Source organism: Rhodanobacter sp. MP7CTX1 (assembly GCF_014205795.1).
Classification (GTDB): Bacteria; Pseudomonadota; Gammaproteobacteria; order Xanthomonadales; family Rhodanobacteraceae; genus Rhodanobacter.
In genome coordinates this window covers 29,176-45,435 of the sequence record NZ_JACHCN010000014.1, presented here as the reverse complement: position 1 = coordinate 45,435, position 16,260 = coordinate 29,176, and the positions used below count along the sequence as shown (strand labels likewise).

Sequence of the window (16,260 nt, the reverse complement as noted above, 5' to 3'; positions counted from 1 at the left end):
CCTTTAGAGACAACCGTCATGCGCGAGATGTATCCCGAGATCGACCCATACCAGACCCACCGCATGGCCGTCGATGCGATTCACACGCTGCGCATTGAAGAGTGCGGCAATCCTGCTGGCCTGCCGGTGATCTTTCTGCATGGCGGTCCGGGCTCGGGGTTGGCGACCTATCATCGGCGCTTCTTCGATCCGGCGCGCTATCGCATCGTGCTGTTCGATCAGCGCGGCGCGGGGCAGTCCACGCCGTTCGCCGACCTCACCGACAACACCACCTGGCACCTCGTCGCCGATATCGAAACGATCCGGGAAAAACTCGGCATCGAGCGCTGGGTGGTATTCGGTGGGTCGTGGGGCTCCACTTTGGCGCTCGCCTACGCGCAGGCACATCCCGAACGCGTGCTCGGGCTGGTGCTGCGCGGCATCTTTCTGTGCCGACCCGAAGAGATTCGCTGGTTCTACGAGGAAGGCGGCGCCTCGCGGATCCTGCCGGAGAAATGGCAGCGTTTCGCCGCCGCGATTCCCCCGGAGGAACGCGGCGAGATGATGGAGGCTTACTGGCGCCGGCTCAACTCGGACGATGAAGCGGTACGACTCGCCGCTGCGCAGGCCTGGGGCGCGTGGGAAGGAGGCAGCATCACGCTGGAAGAAAGCCCGGAAACCGAAGCAAGCTTTGCCTCGCCCGAAATCGCGCTGAGCCTGGCGCGCATCGAGGCACATTATTTTCGCCACCAATGCTGGCTCGAGCCCGACCAGTTGCTGCGCGACGTTGCGAAGATCCGCCACATCCCCGCCACCATCGTGCACGGCCGCTACGACATCATCTGCCCCGCCAAAAACGCCGTCGATCTACACACCGCATGGCCCGAGGCGGACTTCCATATCGTGGTGGCCGGCCACGCCGCGTCAGAACCAGCGATCGTCGACGTGTTGGTGCAGGCTACCGACCGGCTGGCCGATCGCTACTGCTGAAGTGACAAGAAGCGGATGGCCGTGTCCCGCTCAGGCTTTTAGGCTGACCTTCCCTCATCGACGGAAGTATTGCCATGCTGACCCTGTTCGACTACCTGCCTTCGCAGAACGCCTGGAAAGTGCGCCTGTTGCTCAATCATCTGGGCCGGCCGTATCGCACGGTGCCAATCAGCATCTTCGAGGGTGAAGGCAAGACCGCGGAGTTCATGCGCATCAGCCCGACCGGCGCCGTGCCGGCGATCCAGCTCGAGGATGGGTGCACGCTGGCGGAATCGAACGCGATCCTCGCGTATCTCGCCGATGGCACGACGTATTTGCCGGCCGATCCGTTCGATCGCGCGAAGGTGCAGCAATGGCTGCATTTCGAACAGGAACGAGTGGAGTCGGTGATCGGCTCGCTGCGCTACTGGACGATGACCGGCAAATTGCCGCACCGCTCGACCGAGATGATCGAGGGCAAGCGTGCTGCGGCGCGCCGCACGCTGGACATCCTGGAACGTGAACTGGCGACGCGGCCATTCCTCGCCGGGGACATCTACACAATCGCCGATATGGCGGTATTCGCATACGCCAGCCGCGCCGAAGAGGCCGGGTTGTCGCTGGAACCGTATCCGCATTTCCACGCCTGGATCGCAAGAATCGAGGCCCAGCCCGGCTTTCTGGCCACCATGCATCCCTACGCGATCGACCCGCACTCAGTCAAGGAGTTGCCGTAGCCCCTACCTCTGTCACGGGCGGTGCAGGCAGGGGGGGTGGCATACTCGGGGTTTTCCGGTCCGAGATCCCTCCATGCGCCTTCTGCCCGCCCTCACCTTTGGCACGCTGCTGTTGCCGTTGGCAGCCCATGCCGCCGAGCCGCATTCCTATGCGCAGCCCGACCAGGTGCAGGTGACCCACCTCGACCTGGATCTGAAGCTGGACTTCCCACACCGGGAGCTGGATGGTCAGGCCACGCTGAAGCTGGACTGGAAGAATCCACAAGCGCCTTCGCTGGTACTGGACACGCGCGATCTGAAGATCGCAAAAATCGAGGCGTTGGGCGCCGATGGCAAGACCACGCCGTTGAACTATGTGTTGGCGCCGCGCGACAAACAGCTGGGCAGCAAGTTGACAATTGCCGCGCCGACGCACCCGGCACAGGTGCGCATCGTCTACGTCACCTCGCCGGATGCGTCCGGTCTGCAATGGCTCACGCCGGAGCAGACCGCGGACAAGAAGCTGCCCTTCATGTTCTCGCAGTCCGAGTCGATCCACGCGCGCTCATGGGTGCCGTTGCAGGATTCACCCGCCATCCGCTTCACCTACACCGCGCATGTCAGCTCGCCGAAGGATGTGCGGGTGGTGATGAGCGCGCTCAACGACGCCAATCACCCCTTGAATGGCAACTACACGTTCGACCAGCCGCATCCGATTCCGTCCTACTTGCTGGCCATCGGGGCCGGCGATATCGCGGTGAAGGAAACAGGCCCGCGCTCGGCCATCTATGCCGAACCCTCGGTCGTCGGCAAGGCCGCGCACGAGTTTGAAGACACCGAGAAAATGATCGCCACCACCGAGCAGCTGTACGGTCCGTACCGCTGGGGTCGTTACGACATTCTGGTGCTGCCGGCGAGCTTTCCGTATGGCGGCATGGAAAACCCGAACATGACGTTCGCCACGCCGACCGTGCTCGTGGGCGACAAGAGTCTGGTTTCACTGGTTGCGCATGAGCTGGCGCATTCATGGTCCGGCAACCTGATCACCGCCGCTTCCTGGCGTGACATCTGGCTCAACGAAGGCGTCACAACGTACGTGCAGGGTCGCATCACCGAGGCCTTGTACGGCAAATCTCAGGCCGACGAGGAAGCGCTGCTGGACGCCCGCGCGCTGCAGAAGGAAATCGGCAAGATGCCGGCCAATTCGCAGAAGCTGGCACCGGATCCACGCGGCATCAATGCTGATGATTCGTTGTCCGACGTTGCCTATAGCAAGGGCTCGTGGTTCCTGCGCACGCTGGAGCAGCGCTTCGGCCGCGCGGCATTCGACGACTACCTCAAGGGTTACTTCAACCACTTCGCGTTCCAGAGCATCACCACCGAGCAGATGCTCGACTACATGAAACCGAACCTGATCGACAAGTATCCCGGCAAGATGAACCTGGCCGAGGTCAAGGATTGGGTCTACGGCACAGGCATCCCGAAGAACGCACCGCTGCCGGACTCGCCACGCTTCGACAAAATCGACCAGGAGCGCAGTGCGTTCCTCGACGGAAAGCTGTCTGCCGACAAGCTCGATGCGAAGGGCTGGAATACGCAGGAGTGGATGTACTTCCTCAACCGGCTGCCCGACGTCACGCCACTGGCCAAAATTCAGCAGATCGACTCGGCCTGGCATCTCACCGGCACCCCGAACGCCGAGATCGGCATGCGCTGGTATACCCATGCGATCGCTGCCGGTGACAAGGCCGTGTGGCCGGCCGCCGCCGATCATATGACCCGCATCGGCCGGCTTTACCTCACACTGCCGCTTTACCAGGCACTGGCGACGACCCCGGAAGGTCTGACGTATGCCGAGAAGGTCTATGCCACGGCCAAACCGGGCTACCACCCGCTGACTCAGCAAGCGGTGGAAGCCATTTTTGCCAAGGCGCACAAGATCGAAAATTGAGTTGCTCATGGTGTTTCGCGCAAGGAGCACCCCTCCCCAACCCTTCCCTGCGACCGCAGTAGTCCCTGCTTCGGGGCATGCAGGGGAGGGAGCAAATCCGACCAAAGCCGATGAATTCCAAAAAAACAATCATGCCGCCATCAGCAAGTGCCACCAACATCCCGCTCTGGAAACGCATGCTGCTGCGCCGGCTGAAATTCCTGGCCTGGCTTCTCTCGATTTTTGTCATCGTGTTTGGCGGCAGTTACCTGTTCGCGCCGCAGTGGCTGATGCGTGCGAACTACATGCGCCAGGCGATGGCAGCGAATCTGGACAAGCACTCGGTGCAGGCCGGCGATACGAACTGGGTCTACTACGAAGGCGGCACTGGCCCGACCATCGTGTTGCTGCACGGCTTCGCCGCCAACAAGGAAGTGTGGCTGGAGACGGCCAAGCTGCTGACCCCTCACTTTCACCTGATCATTCCCGACCTGCCCGGCTGGGGCGAGTCCTCACGCGAGCCCGATGCCAGTTACAACGTCGATGCCCAGGCCGCGCGACTTGAATCGTTCGTACAGACCCTGGGGCTGCAACGTTTCCTGCTGGTCGGCCATTCACTGGGCGGCGCGGTTGCTGGCGTCTACGCGACCGAACATCCGGAGCATGTCACCGGACTGGCGTTGATCGATTCGTTTGGCCTGAAGTATCAGGAAAACGCGTTTGCCCGCGAGTCGATGGCCGGCAAGGACCCGTTCGTGTTTGACGACCGCGCCGGCTTTGCCCGCGCCACAGCGCTGGCGTTTGAAAAGCCGCTCAACCTGCCCGGGCGCTTTGTCGATGTGCTGATCAAGCGCAATCAGGCGGACCGAGCGTTCATCGAGCACACGTTCAACGAGCTGCGCGACCCGTCGCAGTACCTCGCGCTGCAGAACCGCCTGGGCCAGCTCGACATGCCGGTACTCGGCCTGTGGTGCCGCGACGACAAGATTGTCGATATCTCCGCCCTGGACAGCCTGCGCAACGGTCTGACCCATGCCAGCGCCATCAGCACCAGCACGATCAACGACTGCAACCACATGCCGATGTTGGAGAAACCCGCTGAAACCGTGCAGATCCTCACCGGATTCGCGCTCGCGCACTGAGCCGGGTCGGTACAACCGGACCGCCCTTGCATTCGGGTCGGTTAACTGCGAGTCAGCTGGCTGATCAACATCATTGCGATTTTGGGGCAACATGTACAATGAAGGCATGAGCCCGAAGATAGGCCGGTTTTCTTGGAAGAAGATGGAACTATGCAGCGACCGATGAAGCGAAACCTCGTGCGCGCAGGTGTGGATTCCATTGTGCGTATGTCGTCTACACCGACCAACTATTGGGTTGAGGTCGGCGTGGATCTGACGCTCTGCCTCCTGCTTGTCGCCGAAGGCTGGCGACTGCACACTGGCGGCCCGCTGTCAGCAGTGCTGGCCGTCGCGCTGGGGCTGTTTGCCTTCAGCTTCGTCGAGTATTTCTTCCATCGCTGGATGTTCCACACGCGGATACCGCTGTTCGCCCAGGGCCATCGCATGCACCACGAGCGCCCGCTCGGCTACGACTCCTTGCCGTTCTTCCTGCCGGGGGCAGTGCTGCTTGTGCTGACCGGCCTGGTCGTGTTGATCCTACCCACCGGATTTGCACTTTTGATGATGGGTTCGGTGACTTTGGGTTACATCGCCTACGGACTGAGCCACTTCACCATCCACCATGTCCGCTTCAAGCACCCGGTGCTGCGACGCTGGGCCGGCGCCCACCACGTGCACCACTACCATCCGGACAGCAACTTCGGCGTCACCACGCCGCTATGGGACGTGCTGCTGGGCACGCGGTATGTAAGGCAGCCCAGAGACATCTGAATTCAGCTGACGGGTGGCTGGCGGATCCCCTCGATGCGAGAGGCTCGTGATCAAACGTCAGAGCAGCCCGGGCACCAGCGCCTTTACCCGCCGCATGTAGTCGGCGTAGGCATCGCCGAAGTATTCGCCAAGCCAGCGCTCCTCCAGCCGTAGCTTGCGCCAGAACGAAACCGCAAAGATCGCCACCGCGAGCAGCGCGCGCCATTCGCCGATCATCAATGCCGTACCGAGAAATGCCAGCAGCAGGCCGCTATAGATCGGGTGCCGCACGTAACGATACGGGCCCGCCTCGATCAGTTCGTGATCCTGCTTGAGCTGCACCACGCCGCTCCAGTTGCGACCGAGGATCGCGCGCGCCCAGCAGGCAAACAGCAGGCCGGCGATGGTCATCAGCAGCCCCAGCCAGACGATCCACAGCGACGACGGTACGAAGCTTCGATCCAGCACGGTGCCCGAATACATTCCAAGCGGCTGCAGCAGCACGATCGCCGCGAGAATCGGCAACGAGTACTTGCCAAAGCGGGACAGCGGCGATTCCACACGCGTGGCCGGTTTCACGCCACGTGCGCTCCAGGCCCAGTACAGCAGCCATGCCAGCCACGCACCCACGGCGATGGCCTCGAATGGAATGTGCATGTCGCGGTCCCCATGAGCGATACCGGATGATATCGCCGACCAGCCTCAAGCGTCCCTTGCGAAGCCGCTCAATCAGCGACGTCGCCGACCAGCCGATCCAGTTCCGCCTTCAGCGTGGCGCCGTTCAAACGCAGCCAGTCACGCTGTTCGCGCCAGTCGGGAAAAAGATTTTCGACCTGCGCCCAGAAGCGCGGCGCGTGGCTACGCACTTTGAGGTGACACAACTCGTGCACGAGCACGTAGCGCAAAGCGGCCGGCGGAGCCAGCGCGAGGGCGAGATCGAGGTTGATGCGGTCGCGCGTATCCAGACTGCCCCACAGGCTTTTCATCGGGCGAATTTTCAGCGCGGTCGGCGCCAGCCCCAGCTGCGGTACATATCCGGCCAGCCACCGTGAGACATCGCGGCGCATCATTGCTTCCAGATGCGAGGCGAGCAGGCCGCGGGCGATCGGCAGCGCGCGCGAATGCGGGCGCGGGATGACGAGGGTCAGACCCACGTCGCCTGGCTCGATGCGCGGGTAAGGGCCTTCGGCCCAGTCCAGCGTCACCGTCTCGCCGCGCAGCGGAATGTCGGTGGAATAACCCACGCGCAACGGCGGCAGCGGCTTCAAGATCAGGTTCAGCTCGTCGAGCTTCTGCTCCAGCCATTCGGCATGGCTGCGCAGAAACGCGTTGACCTGGGCCGGATGGGTACCTTGGGGATAAGACACCCGTGCACCCTTGGCCGTAACGGTGAGGCGCAGTCGGCGCGCGCGCGGGTGGGCGGCTTTCAGCACCATGATGGTGTTGCCGCTGATCGTCGCCAGTTCCAGCCAATCGCCTTCCAGATGTTGCGCCATGACCCTGCCCGTAGCACCTCGGCCTGTTCTGTAGAAGAGGGGGATCCGAACCGCCCGCAAGCGACCGGACGCTCAGTATGCCGCTCCGGCTACCGCGATGGTGTGGATTTTTCGTTCAGCGGCGGGAGAGCCTACTCATGAGCAGGCATTTAGCTATCGGCAGGACGCGGCAAGCCAAACCATTCCTCCAGTTTGCCCAGCAACCGCTCCAGTTCCAGCGTCAGCAGGGCAAAGCTGGCATCCAGCTCGGCCCGGGCGTCCTGCTGGCTGTCGCCCAGTTCGTCCATGACGACATCCAGGAATTTCAGCTTGCGGATGATCAGGTCCTCGCCCAGCACGAAGCTGATGCGGTCGTCGAACGTCAGCCCGAGCAGGAAAACCTGCTTGCCGTTGCGCAGATGCTCCTTCACTTCCTCGGCATCCAGATCCTGCCGGCGGCAGCGGGCGATCGCGCCGGTAGCCGTGGCCGGATCGCGCAGCTCGCACTCGTCGCCGAGGGTCAGGCCGGCCGGCAGGTTGCCGGTGGCGAGCCAGTCGGTCATCAATACGCGCGGACCTTCTTCGGGCGCCAGCGGCACCGCCGGGAAGCTGCCCAGAGCCTCGCGGACCTGGGTCAGCGCGTTCTCGGCCGACTTGCGGCTGGAGGTGTCCAGCACCAGCCAACCGTGCTTCGTGTCGACATAGGCGGACATCCGCGAGTTGCGCACAAACGCACGTGGCAGCAGCTCGGTCAGCAGATCCTCCTTGATCCGCTTGCGCTCGCGACCACCGACCTTGCGGCCTTCCTCTTCGGCGATTTTCTGCACCTTGCGATGCAGTTCTTCGTTGATCACCTGTGCCGGCAGCAATTTATCTTCGCCGCCCACGGTGAGCAGGGTGCAGTGTTTCACGGTGTGCGTGAGCGGCTCTTCTTCGCCACGCCCGAGTGGCGGCACGAAACCCTTGGTGAACATCTCCAGCGGACCACAGGGGCGCAGGCGATGCTCGGCCAGGGCCTCATCGAGACGCTTCAGATCGGTGGCAACGGCGGGGGAAAAACGGAACAGCGTGAGATTGCGAAAAAACATTCAAGATCCGATGCAAGACAAGCTAGAAGGAAGACTGCCGTCATCCCGGCGCTGGCCGGGATCCAGTGGTGACGCGGGCGGCACCAGCGCACTGGATTCCGGCCAGCGCCGGAATGACGGCTTCGTTGTTTCAGCGTGAGACCGCGGCCACCGCAGCCGCCACGGTATCGAGGTTGGCGTGATTCAGTGCAGCGACGCAGATGCGCCCGGTATCCAGCGCGTAGATCGCGTATTCGTCGCGCAGCCGGTGCACCTGCGCCTTGCTCAGGCCCGAGTAGGAAAACATGCCGGCCTGCTTGTTGATGAAACCGAAATCCGGCGCGCCAAGGGCGGCCAACTTGTCGACCAGACCCGCGCGCATCGTGTGGATGCGCGAGCGCATCTCGCCCAGTTCGTGCTCCCAGCGCACGCGCAGCTCGGGACTGCCCAGTACGCCGGCCACCAGGCTTGCGCCATGGGCGGACGGGCTGGAGTAGTTTGCGCGGATGGTCTGCTTGATCTTCGACAGCAATCGCGCGGCTTCATCACGATCCGCACCTATCATCGACAGCGCACCGACCCGCTCGCCATACAGCGAGAACGACTTGGAATACGAATTGGCCACCACGAACGCCTCGGTACCCGACGCCGCCAGCATGCGCACGGCGGTGGCATCCTTGTCGATGCCCTTGTCGAAACCCTGATAGGCGATGTCGATAAACGGCAACAGCCGGCGCTCCTGCATCAGCGCGATCACCTGCTGCCATTGCGCCTCATCGAGATCGACGCCGGTCGGGTTGTGGCAGCACGCATGCAGCAACACCACCGTGCCGGGTTCCAGCTTACCCAGATCCTCAAGCATGCCGGCGAAATCCAGGCCGTGGCTTTGCGGGTCGTAGTAGCGATACTCGAGCAACTCGAAACCAGCAGTGCGAAACACCACATGGTGGTTGCCCCAGCTCGGGTTGCTGATCGCGATCTTCGCGCCCGCCCCGGCAACCTGCTTGAGCAGGTCGGCCGCCACACGCAACGCCGCGCTGCCGCCGATGGTCTGCGTAGTCGCCACCCGTCCGGCCGCCAGCAGTGGCGACTCGGCACCAAACAACAGCTGCTGAGTGAGTTTCGTATAGGCCGGCAGGCCGTCGATCGGCAGATAACCGCGCGGCTTTCCCGCGGCCACCAGCGCCTGCTCCACTTCATGCACCGTCGGCAGAAGTGGGATGCGACCCTGCTCGTCGACATAGATGCCCACGCCCAGATTGATCTTGCCGGGGCGGCTGTCGGCCAGATAGGTCTCGGTCAGGCCCAGGATCGGATCGCCCGGAGCCATTTCAACGGATGCAAAGAAGGACACGGTGGCTACTCGACTAGGTGGGGTGGAAATACAAGGCTGCAAAGATACCGAAGTATTCAAGTATGCGTTGTCGCCGTCTCATCCGCTGCGCCCAGGGGCCATGCGGCAGCCGCAGTAGGGCTAGCACCCAGCGCGGCAAAATCGAACAGCTCGCGATCGGCCAGCTGCGAGGGTGACACATTGCCCAGCGCGCGGAAGATGTTCTCGCTGCGACCGGGCTGCACCTGCTCCCACTCGGCCAGCATTCGCTGCACCGCCTTGCGCTGCAGGTTGTCCTGCGAGCCGCAAAGGTTGCACGGGATGATCGGGAATTGCTTGAGCGAGGCATAGTCGGCGATGTCGGCCTCCTTGCAATACGCCAGCGGCCGGATCACCACATGGCGGCCATCGTCGGAGCGCAGCTTCGGCGGCATCGCCTTCAGCTGCGCCTGGTAAAACAAGTTGAGGAAAAACGTGGCGAGAATGTCGTCGCGATGATGACCCAGCGCAATCTTCGTGATGCCGTTGGCCGCCGCCCAGTGGTACAGCGCACCACGACGCAGCCTGGAACAAAGGCTGCACATGGTCTTGCCTGCGGGGATCACCCGCGTCACCGTGCTGTAGGTGTCCTGCTCGATGATGTGGAACGGCACGCCGCGCGCGGTCAGGTAATCCGGCAGCACATGCTCAGGGTAATCCGGCTGCTTCTGGTCCAGGTTCACCGCGATCAGCTCGAAGCGCACCGGCGCCTTCGCCTGCAATTGCAGCAGGATATCCAGCATGGTGTACGAGTCCTTGCCCCCAGACAGGCACACCATCACCTTGTCGCCGTCCTCGATCATGCCGAAATCGCCAATCGCCTGCCCCACCTGATGCCGCAGGCGCTTGGCCAGTTTGTCGGCCTCGGCGGCTGGCATGTGGTGGGGGTCGGGCTGGGCGGACATGACGGCGAATCAGACAGATAGGAAGGTTATTGTAGCTGGCTGGCCGGCGCGCTTCCGGCGCCGAAGCCCGAACGCGTGAAGCACGAATCGAGACAACAAAAAGCCCGGGCGAGGAAGGAACCTCGCCCGGGCTTGGTTTTGCTTTGGCTCTGACCAAGCGCACCCCATCAACTGGCATGGGACTGGGCCAGGAAACGCTCTCGCCTAGCCATCATCCGAGCCTTTCCCTGTCACAGCGGTGCGATATCACCGCACCGCTGCATGCAAGGCTCAGTGCGTGACGAAGTTGGCCAGCACCTGCACCCCGGCAAAGTTCTTCGTGCCGCCGGTGACGAGCATGTAGTAGACGCCTCCGGCGGGCGCCGTTTCGACTACCGTCTCGTTGTTGGTGTTCGGCTTGACCGAGCTGAAGTCGGCACCGGCACCGCTGGAGCCCGGCGGGTTGCCGCGCTTGACGTAGAGCGATACATCACCGGTACCGCCCAGCGTGCGCATCGTCAGGTTGGTTGCACCGGCCGGCACGCTGACGCTGTACAGGTTCGATCCGCCCGCGCTGCCAGCCGCGGTCGCCGCGACGCCGCTGGTGAGCGGGATGGAGGGGGCAATGTTGTCGATGTTGATGGCCGCCTGGATCGCCGCATTGGCGTCCACGATGCCGGCACCGATGGTGTGATCAGGCGCTGCCGGGAAGCTGCGTGCCGAATTGGTCAACGCCTGGCTTATCTGTGCGGGGGTAAGCGTGGCGTGTCCGGCTTCTTTGACAGCCTCGATCATCAGTGCAACGACACCCGTGACGTGCGGTGTCGCCTGCGAGGTACCAGCCATGCCGCCATAGGTCGGGCCATTGGCGGTCTGATCTTCCGTGGTCGCACCGTCATTGACCGTCGACCAGACGAAGCCTGAATCAGGCGTGGTGGTGCCACTGCTGGCATCGTTGGGATAAATGCCACCACCCGGAGAAGCGATGGTGACGCCGTTGCCGTAGTTGGAATAGAACGCGCGCTTGCCGGTGATGCCCACCGAGGCCACCGCGATCACGCCCGGGCAGCTGGCCGGTGAAGCGTTCGCTACGTCTTGCCCGTCGTTACCCGCGGCCACCACCACCGTGACGCCACGCGAAATGGCATCGTTGATCGCTGTGCTGGTGACATCATCGCTACTGCATGACCCGGCACCGCCGAGACTCATGCTGATGACCTGGGCGGGATTCGGATTCGTCGGGATGCCCGGCACCGTACCGCCGGAAGCCCATTCGATGGCGTCGGCGATATCGGAGGTGGCGCCACCGCAATGGCCCAGTGCCCGGATCGGCACCACCGCAGCATTCGTTGCAATGCCATCGACGCCGACACCGTTGCTGTTGACCGCCGCGATATTGCCGAACACATGGGTGCCGTGCCAGCTGCTGGCTTCAGGCGAACCCCCGTTGCAGCTTGAATAGGCCGCGCCCGTGGTCCAGTCGCCGGTATCCCAACCACCGGGTACGCGTCCGTCGACGGCACGTCCGGACGTCAGCGCATCGGTGATCACGTCATAGCCGGCACCGGTCAACCCCTCATTGAGATCGCCATGGTGCGTGACGCCGGTATCGATCACCGCCACGGTAACGCCGGTGCCGTCATAGCTTGCCCATGCCGTGGAGGCGTTGTTGCCACCCCAGTTCGGATAGGCGGTCGTGTCACGACCCACTGTCGTCATGGCGCCATTGCCGGGCTGCATGTGCCACTGAAGATGATTGGTGACATTCAGCGGGTCGTTTGGCGTGCTGCCGCCCGGGCTGGCGGCGGCAGGCTTGATGGCTGCCTGAGCGAAATCCTTCACCGCATGCATCATCACGTCGGCTTCGACATGTGCTACCGAAGGGTCAGTGGCGATCTGCTGCATCAGTGTGGTTGCTTCGGTTTTGCTGAGCTTGCGGCTCGTGCTCAACAGGTCGGCACCCACTGCCAGCTTGCGCCTCCAGGTCACGCCGAGCGCAACGCCCGACGTCGTATTTGCCGTGGCATAAAGTTTCGCACGGGAGGCCGCAACCAGCATGGTCTGCGCGGCAACCTGCGAATTCGCACGCTCCGTGCTGCCGTTGCGATAGGTGACGATGAAGCGGTCGTACTGGCCGCTGTCCTGCATGGTGCGCGCGTTAATAACGCCGATGACATTTGGCGATATCGAAAAATTGGCAGCGTGTGCCGACGGGATGCCAATCGCTGCGGTAAGCGCAGCGAGGTGAAGCATGGTCAAACGATTCATGATTTAGATCCCCAAAAATTAAATGCGTGTGGTGTGGAGGCGGGGCGCATTGCGCCCCGCTCTCGCCTTACCAGCTGATGCCGCCGCCGACGCCGACCGAAGATTCGGAACCGGATACCGACGCACCGATGGACACGCTCGCTCGATTCGAGTCGAACGCACGCTGGTAGCCCACCGAGAACGCACCCTGACCGTTGTAGTTGCCGGCACCGAAGCCCACGCGGTTGTCACCGGCAAGGCCCGACGTGTTGGCCGTCATCTGCGACATCGCCGCGCCCATTGCACCCACGCGATCCAGACGCTGATTGACCTGACTGAACTGGTCATTCATCTGGGCTTGCAGGTTGGAGATGGACTGCTGATTGCCTATGACCGAGTTGGTATAGGCGTTGGCTGCCTGAAGCGTCTGCTGCGCGCTCGCATCGGTATAGGTCTTGGCGGTAGCCAGCGCCGCATTGACCTGGCTGACGTTGGCCGCGTCAGTCGCCTGCACACCGGCCGCAACGTTGGTGATCTGGCGCTGGTTGGTGGCCGTACCGACCGAGACCGTATTGGCCACGTTGGCCACCGAACCCTGACCCAGAGCCACCGCATTGGCCGCAGTCACCGAAGCGCCCTGGCCGATGGCCGTGCCCGAAGCCGCCGTCACCGACGCACTCTCGCCCACCGCCACGGCGTTCGTCGCCGCCGCGGCGATGGTGGTGTTCGCACCCACCGCCGTGCTGCCGTCCGCATTCACCTGGGCATTGCCGCCCAGTGCCGTGTCGTTCGGGCCGGCCGCAAAGCTGTTGCCGCCGACCGCTGTGCCGTTGGTGCCGCCGGCCTTGGCATTGGTGCCCATCGCTACGCCACCCGAACCGGTGACGACCGAAGCACTGCCAGTGCCATCCACTGCAATCGTGCTCGGCATGCCAGCACCACCCGAAGGGGTCTGCTGCAACGTGCTGATTTCACCCTGGACGGTAGTCATCTGGGTATTTAGGAGGTTGATCTGCTGGAAGTCCTGACTCTCCAGGTTGCTCAGGGTGGTGAGCTGGTTCATGTTCACCGCGTCGCTTCCCTGGACACCCGCGGCGACGCCATGGATTACCGTGCCGCTGGCGCCAGCCAGCGTGATGCTGCTCATGTCGGCAGCGTCATAGTTCACTGCCAGCGCGGTGGCTTGGCCAACACCGGATACAACCGCTGAATTGAGCTGACTAAAATTGACAGCATCGGTAGCCTGCGTACCGGGGGCAACGTTGGTGATCTGCCGTTCGGCACCCACCGCACCCACAGACACCGAGTTATCCCGATCGGCAATGGAGTTAGCACCGAGCGCGACCGCGTTCTGCCCCAGTACGGTCGCACCATAGCCAATGGCCGTACCCATGCCGTTTGTGCCCAATGCAGCCGCTCCGCTACCGATAGCCGTATCACCCACGCCCAAGGCGTAGCTGCTGGAGCCTACGGCGGTCGAATAATCACCCTCGGCGTCAGCCTGGAAGCCCGTTGACAAGCTCTGCTGGCCGGCGGCAATCGCGCTGATACCCATCGCCTGCGCCTGATTCGCACTGGCACTCGATGCGGCACCGATGGCGATGGAGTCGCTGATGTCCAGGTTGGGCTGGGTTCCATCGACGTCGCCGTCGTTCGGGTTGCCGGCGATGGCGCCATTGCCGATCGCCATGTTGCGCGTGCCGCCAAAACCACCACCGGCCCAAGCGTTGGTGCCGAGTGCTTCGTCACTCGTACTGGCCGCAATGGCATGGTTGCCGAGCGCCACCGAGTCCGTACCCCAGGCCACACTGTTGACGCCGACGGCCGTGGCGTTGGTCATGGTGGTGTTGAGCTGACCATTGGCGACGGCATTGCGGCCGAGAGCCATGCTGCCGTCACCGTCCGCCGTCGCCTTGTAGCCGATGGCGATCGATCCGGCCGTTGGATCGCCGCCTAACAATTCGGAGCCGCTGGCAAAGGCCCCCGAACCTAGCGCGACGCTGTAGTCGCTGAACGCATGGGAGGTCGAGCCAATCGCGATAGCCTCGGTGCCCGCGGTCTGCGGCGCGAGACCACCGGTTCCAAATTCGGAGTAGCTGCTACCGATGGCAATCGAGCCCGGACCGATCGCAAACGAGTCTGCGCCAATGCCGATGGCGCCGTCGCCGTAACCGACCGCTCCATGACCAATGCCGATGGCGTCCACGCTGCCTTGGGCAACACCGGCGCCATAGCCAACGGCAACGCCGTACGAACCACCGTAGGAGATAGCGTTGGCGCCAACGACGACCGACCCTATCGCGTTCTGGACGGATCCGCCGGATCCCGTGGTTTGCTTGGCCTCGGCGTCGAAGCCGATCACCACTGCGTTATCTGCACCTACGTCGGTAAGAGCTCCTCCCACCGATCCCGCGCCGCCGCCAGCAGCGATGGCAATGCTGTTGACGCCGTAGGTCTTGGAATTGTTGCCAATCGACGTAGAGCCAGCGCCCGGAGAGATCGAACCGTTGCCAATCGCCAGCGAAGAGACGCCGGACGCGACCGCGCCGTAACCCATCGCCACTGCGAACTGCGCGGTGGCCTGCGTTCCGGCACCAAGCGCCGTGGTGTCGCTGGCAGTTGCAAAAGCGGAGTAGCCCACAGCGGTGGCCTGGGCGATCCTGGTGTTGTTGGTCAAATCGCCGACGACGGAGCTGGCACCGATCGCCGTGGACTGTGTAGCGCCTGACGACAGGGCGCCGTTGCCGACGGCGGTGTCGTTGGTAAGGCCCAGCCAGCCACCGGGGCCCGACACGAGCGCTGCGTTGGGACCGATCGCCACACCGTTGGAGACCTTGGTATCCACCGCGTTGACGCCGATTGCAACACCGCTGGAGCCTGTCACCGACGAACCGGAGCCTAGGGACATGGCGTTGCTGGAGGTTGCCTGCGCGCCGTCACCAAGCGCAATGCTGTTGGAGCCACTGGCCGTTGTGATGAGACCCGCGGAGTTCGCACTACCGATCGCTATGGCGTAGTTGCTTGTTGACTGCGCGCCCTGACCCAGCGCAATGCTGTTGGTGCTGCTGGCGGTCGATGCGGTACCCACCGCCATCGCCGCCGCGCCCGTCGCCTGTGCGCCTTCACCCACGGCCAAGCTGGTATCGGTCGCCGCATTCGCGCTCGCGCCCAGAGCCGTGCTGTTGGCACCCGCGGAAGTCGCGCTGGAGCCGAGAGCCACGCTTGCATTGCCCATGGCGTTCGAGCTGTAACCCAAAGCCGTGCTGTTGTCAGCCTGCGCCAGGGAGTTCGTACCCATGGCGACGCTGTAGCTACCGAAGGTATTGGCGCCGGAACCGGCTGCCACGTCGCTATAGCCGCCCACCGCTGCAAAGATCGGCGCGTTGCCGTTGGGTGCCGAAATCGTGAGGTAGCCCGCGCCCTCACTGATCCCCGTGCCCGCAGAGGTGGTGATCGTTGGCGGCGTGACCGCCTGGATGCCTTGCGTCATCGTGGTGGTGCAGGTCAGCGAATCCGTCGTATCGGCAAGACTGATACCCGGAAGCGCCGTGCCGCAGGCCATGGCGCTCAGCGGCGCCAGCGCGAAACCACCCATCAGGGCTGCAAAAACGGCTTTACGTACCGTGCTATTGCGTCCCTTACCCGCCGAACGGGCGTGCTCGGAAGCAACCACCACGGCGCCGAGCGCGTGGTTCCAGACTTTGCTGTAAATTGTGTTCAACAGAACTCTCCCCAAATAGCCTTCGGCGA

The 16,260-nt window shown here is 63.3% G+C and carries 12 protein-coding genes; 5 read left to right on the top strand and 7 right to left on the bottom strand.

What is annotated here, in order from left to right; translation table 11 throughout:
* Positions 1–18 precede the first annotated feature (18 nt).
* The 5 genes from pip (at position 19) to HDE77_RS15765 (ending at position 5,486) form a co-directional block, all read left to right on the top strand.
* Positions 19–969, top strand: a complete 951-nt coding sequence (gene pip, locus HDE77_RS15785; protein ID WP_184418849.1) for a prolyl aminopeptidase — start codon at positions 19–21, stop codon at positions 967–969.
* A 74-nt stretch (positions 970–1,043) separates the two neighbouring features.
* The gene (locus tag HDE77_RS15780) at positions 1,044–1,685 is read left to right on the top strand and encodes a glutathione S-transferase family protein (RefSeq protein WP_184418847.1); all 642 of its coding nucleotides are present in this window, start codon (positions 1,044–1,046) and stop codon (positions 1,683–1,685) included.
* Positions 1,686–1,758: 73 nt separating this feature from the next.
* Positions 1,759–3,615: a M1 family metallopeptidase gene (locus HDE77_RS15775; RefSeq protein ID WP_184418845.1), complete on the top strand. Its 1,857-nt coding sequence runs from the start codon at positions 1,759–1,761 to the stop codon at positions 3,613–3,615.
* 176 nt (positions 3,616–3,791) lie between these two features.
* Positions 3,792–4,736 (top strand): alpha/beta fold hydrolase, encoded by a 945-nt coding sequence (locus tag HDE77_RS15770; RefSeq protein ID WP_184418939.1) that lies wholly within the window; start codon positions 3,792–3,794, stop codon positions 4,734–4,736.
* 162 nt (positions 4,737–4,898) lie between these two features.
* A complete protein-coding gene (locus tag HDE77_RS15765; RefSeq protein ID WP_184418843.1) occupies positions 4,899–5,486 on the top strand; it encodes a sterol desaturase family protein in 588 nt (195 codons plus the stop codon).
* Between the two features lie 57 nt (positions 5,487–5,543).
* Here HDE77_RS15765 and HDE77_RS15760 read toward each other — a convergent pair whose 3' ends face one another.
* The 7 genes from HDE77_RS15760 to HDE77_RS15730 form a co-directional block, all read right to left on the bottom strand.
* The gene (locus HDE77_RS15760) at positions 5,544–6,122 is read right to left on the bottom strand and encodes an isoprenylcysteine carboxylmethyltransferase family protein (RefSeq protein ID WP_184418841.1); all 579 of its coding nucleotides are present in this window, start codon (positions 6,120–6,122) and stop codon (positions 5,544–5,546) included.
* A 68-nt stretch (positions 6,123–6,190) separates the two neighbouring features.
* Positions 6,191–6,961, bottom strand: a complete 771-nt coding sequence (locus HDE77_RS15755; protein WP_184418839.1) for a YgjP-like metallopeptidase domain-containing protein — start codon at positions 6,959–6,961, stop codon at positions 6,191–6,193.
* A 149-nt stretch (positions 6,962–7,110) separates the two neighbouring features.
* Positions 7,111–8,028 (bottom strand): recombination-associated protein RdgC, encoded by a 918-nt coding sequence (locus HDE77_RS15750; RefSeq protein ID WP_184418836.1) that lies wholly within the window; start codon positions 8,026–8,028, stop codon positions 7,111–7,113.
* Between the two features lie 130 nt (positions 8,029–8,158).
* Entirely contained in the window at positions 8,159–9,361 is a 1,203-nt protein-coding gene (locus tag HDE77_RS15745) for an amino acid aminotransferase (RefSeq protein ID WP_184418834.1), read from the bottom strand.
* 56 nt (positions 9,362–9,417) lie between these two features.
* Positions 9,418–10,284 (bottom strand): tRNA 2-thiocytidine(32) synthetase TtcA, encoded by an 867-nt coding sequence (ttcA, locus tag HDE77_RS15740; protein WP_184418832.1) that lies wholly within the window; start codon positions 10,282–10,284, stop codon positions 9,418–9,420.
* A gap of 270 nt (positions 10,285–10,554) precedes the next feature.
* The gene (locus HDE77_RS15735; RefSeq protein ID WP_184418830.1) at positions 10,555–12,531 is read right to left on the bottom strand and encodes a S8 family serine peptidase; all 1,977 of its coding nucleotides are present in this window, start codon (positions 12,529–12,531) and stop codon (positions 10,555–10,557) included.
* A gap of 67 nt (positions 12,532–12,598) precedes the next feature.
* A complete protein-coding gene (locus HDE77_RS15730; protein WP_184418828.1) occupies positions 12,599–16,231 on the bottom strand; it encodes an ESPR-type extended signal peptide-containing protein in 3,633 nt (1,210 codons plus the stop codon).
* Positions 16,232–16,260: the final 29 nt, after the last annotated feature.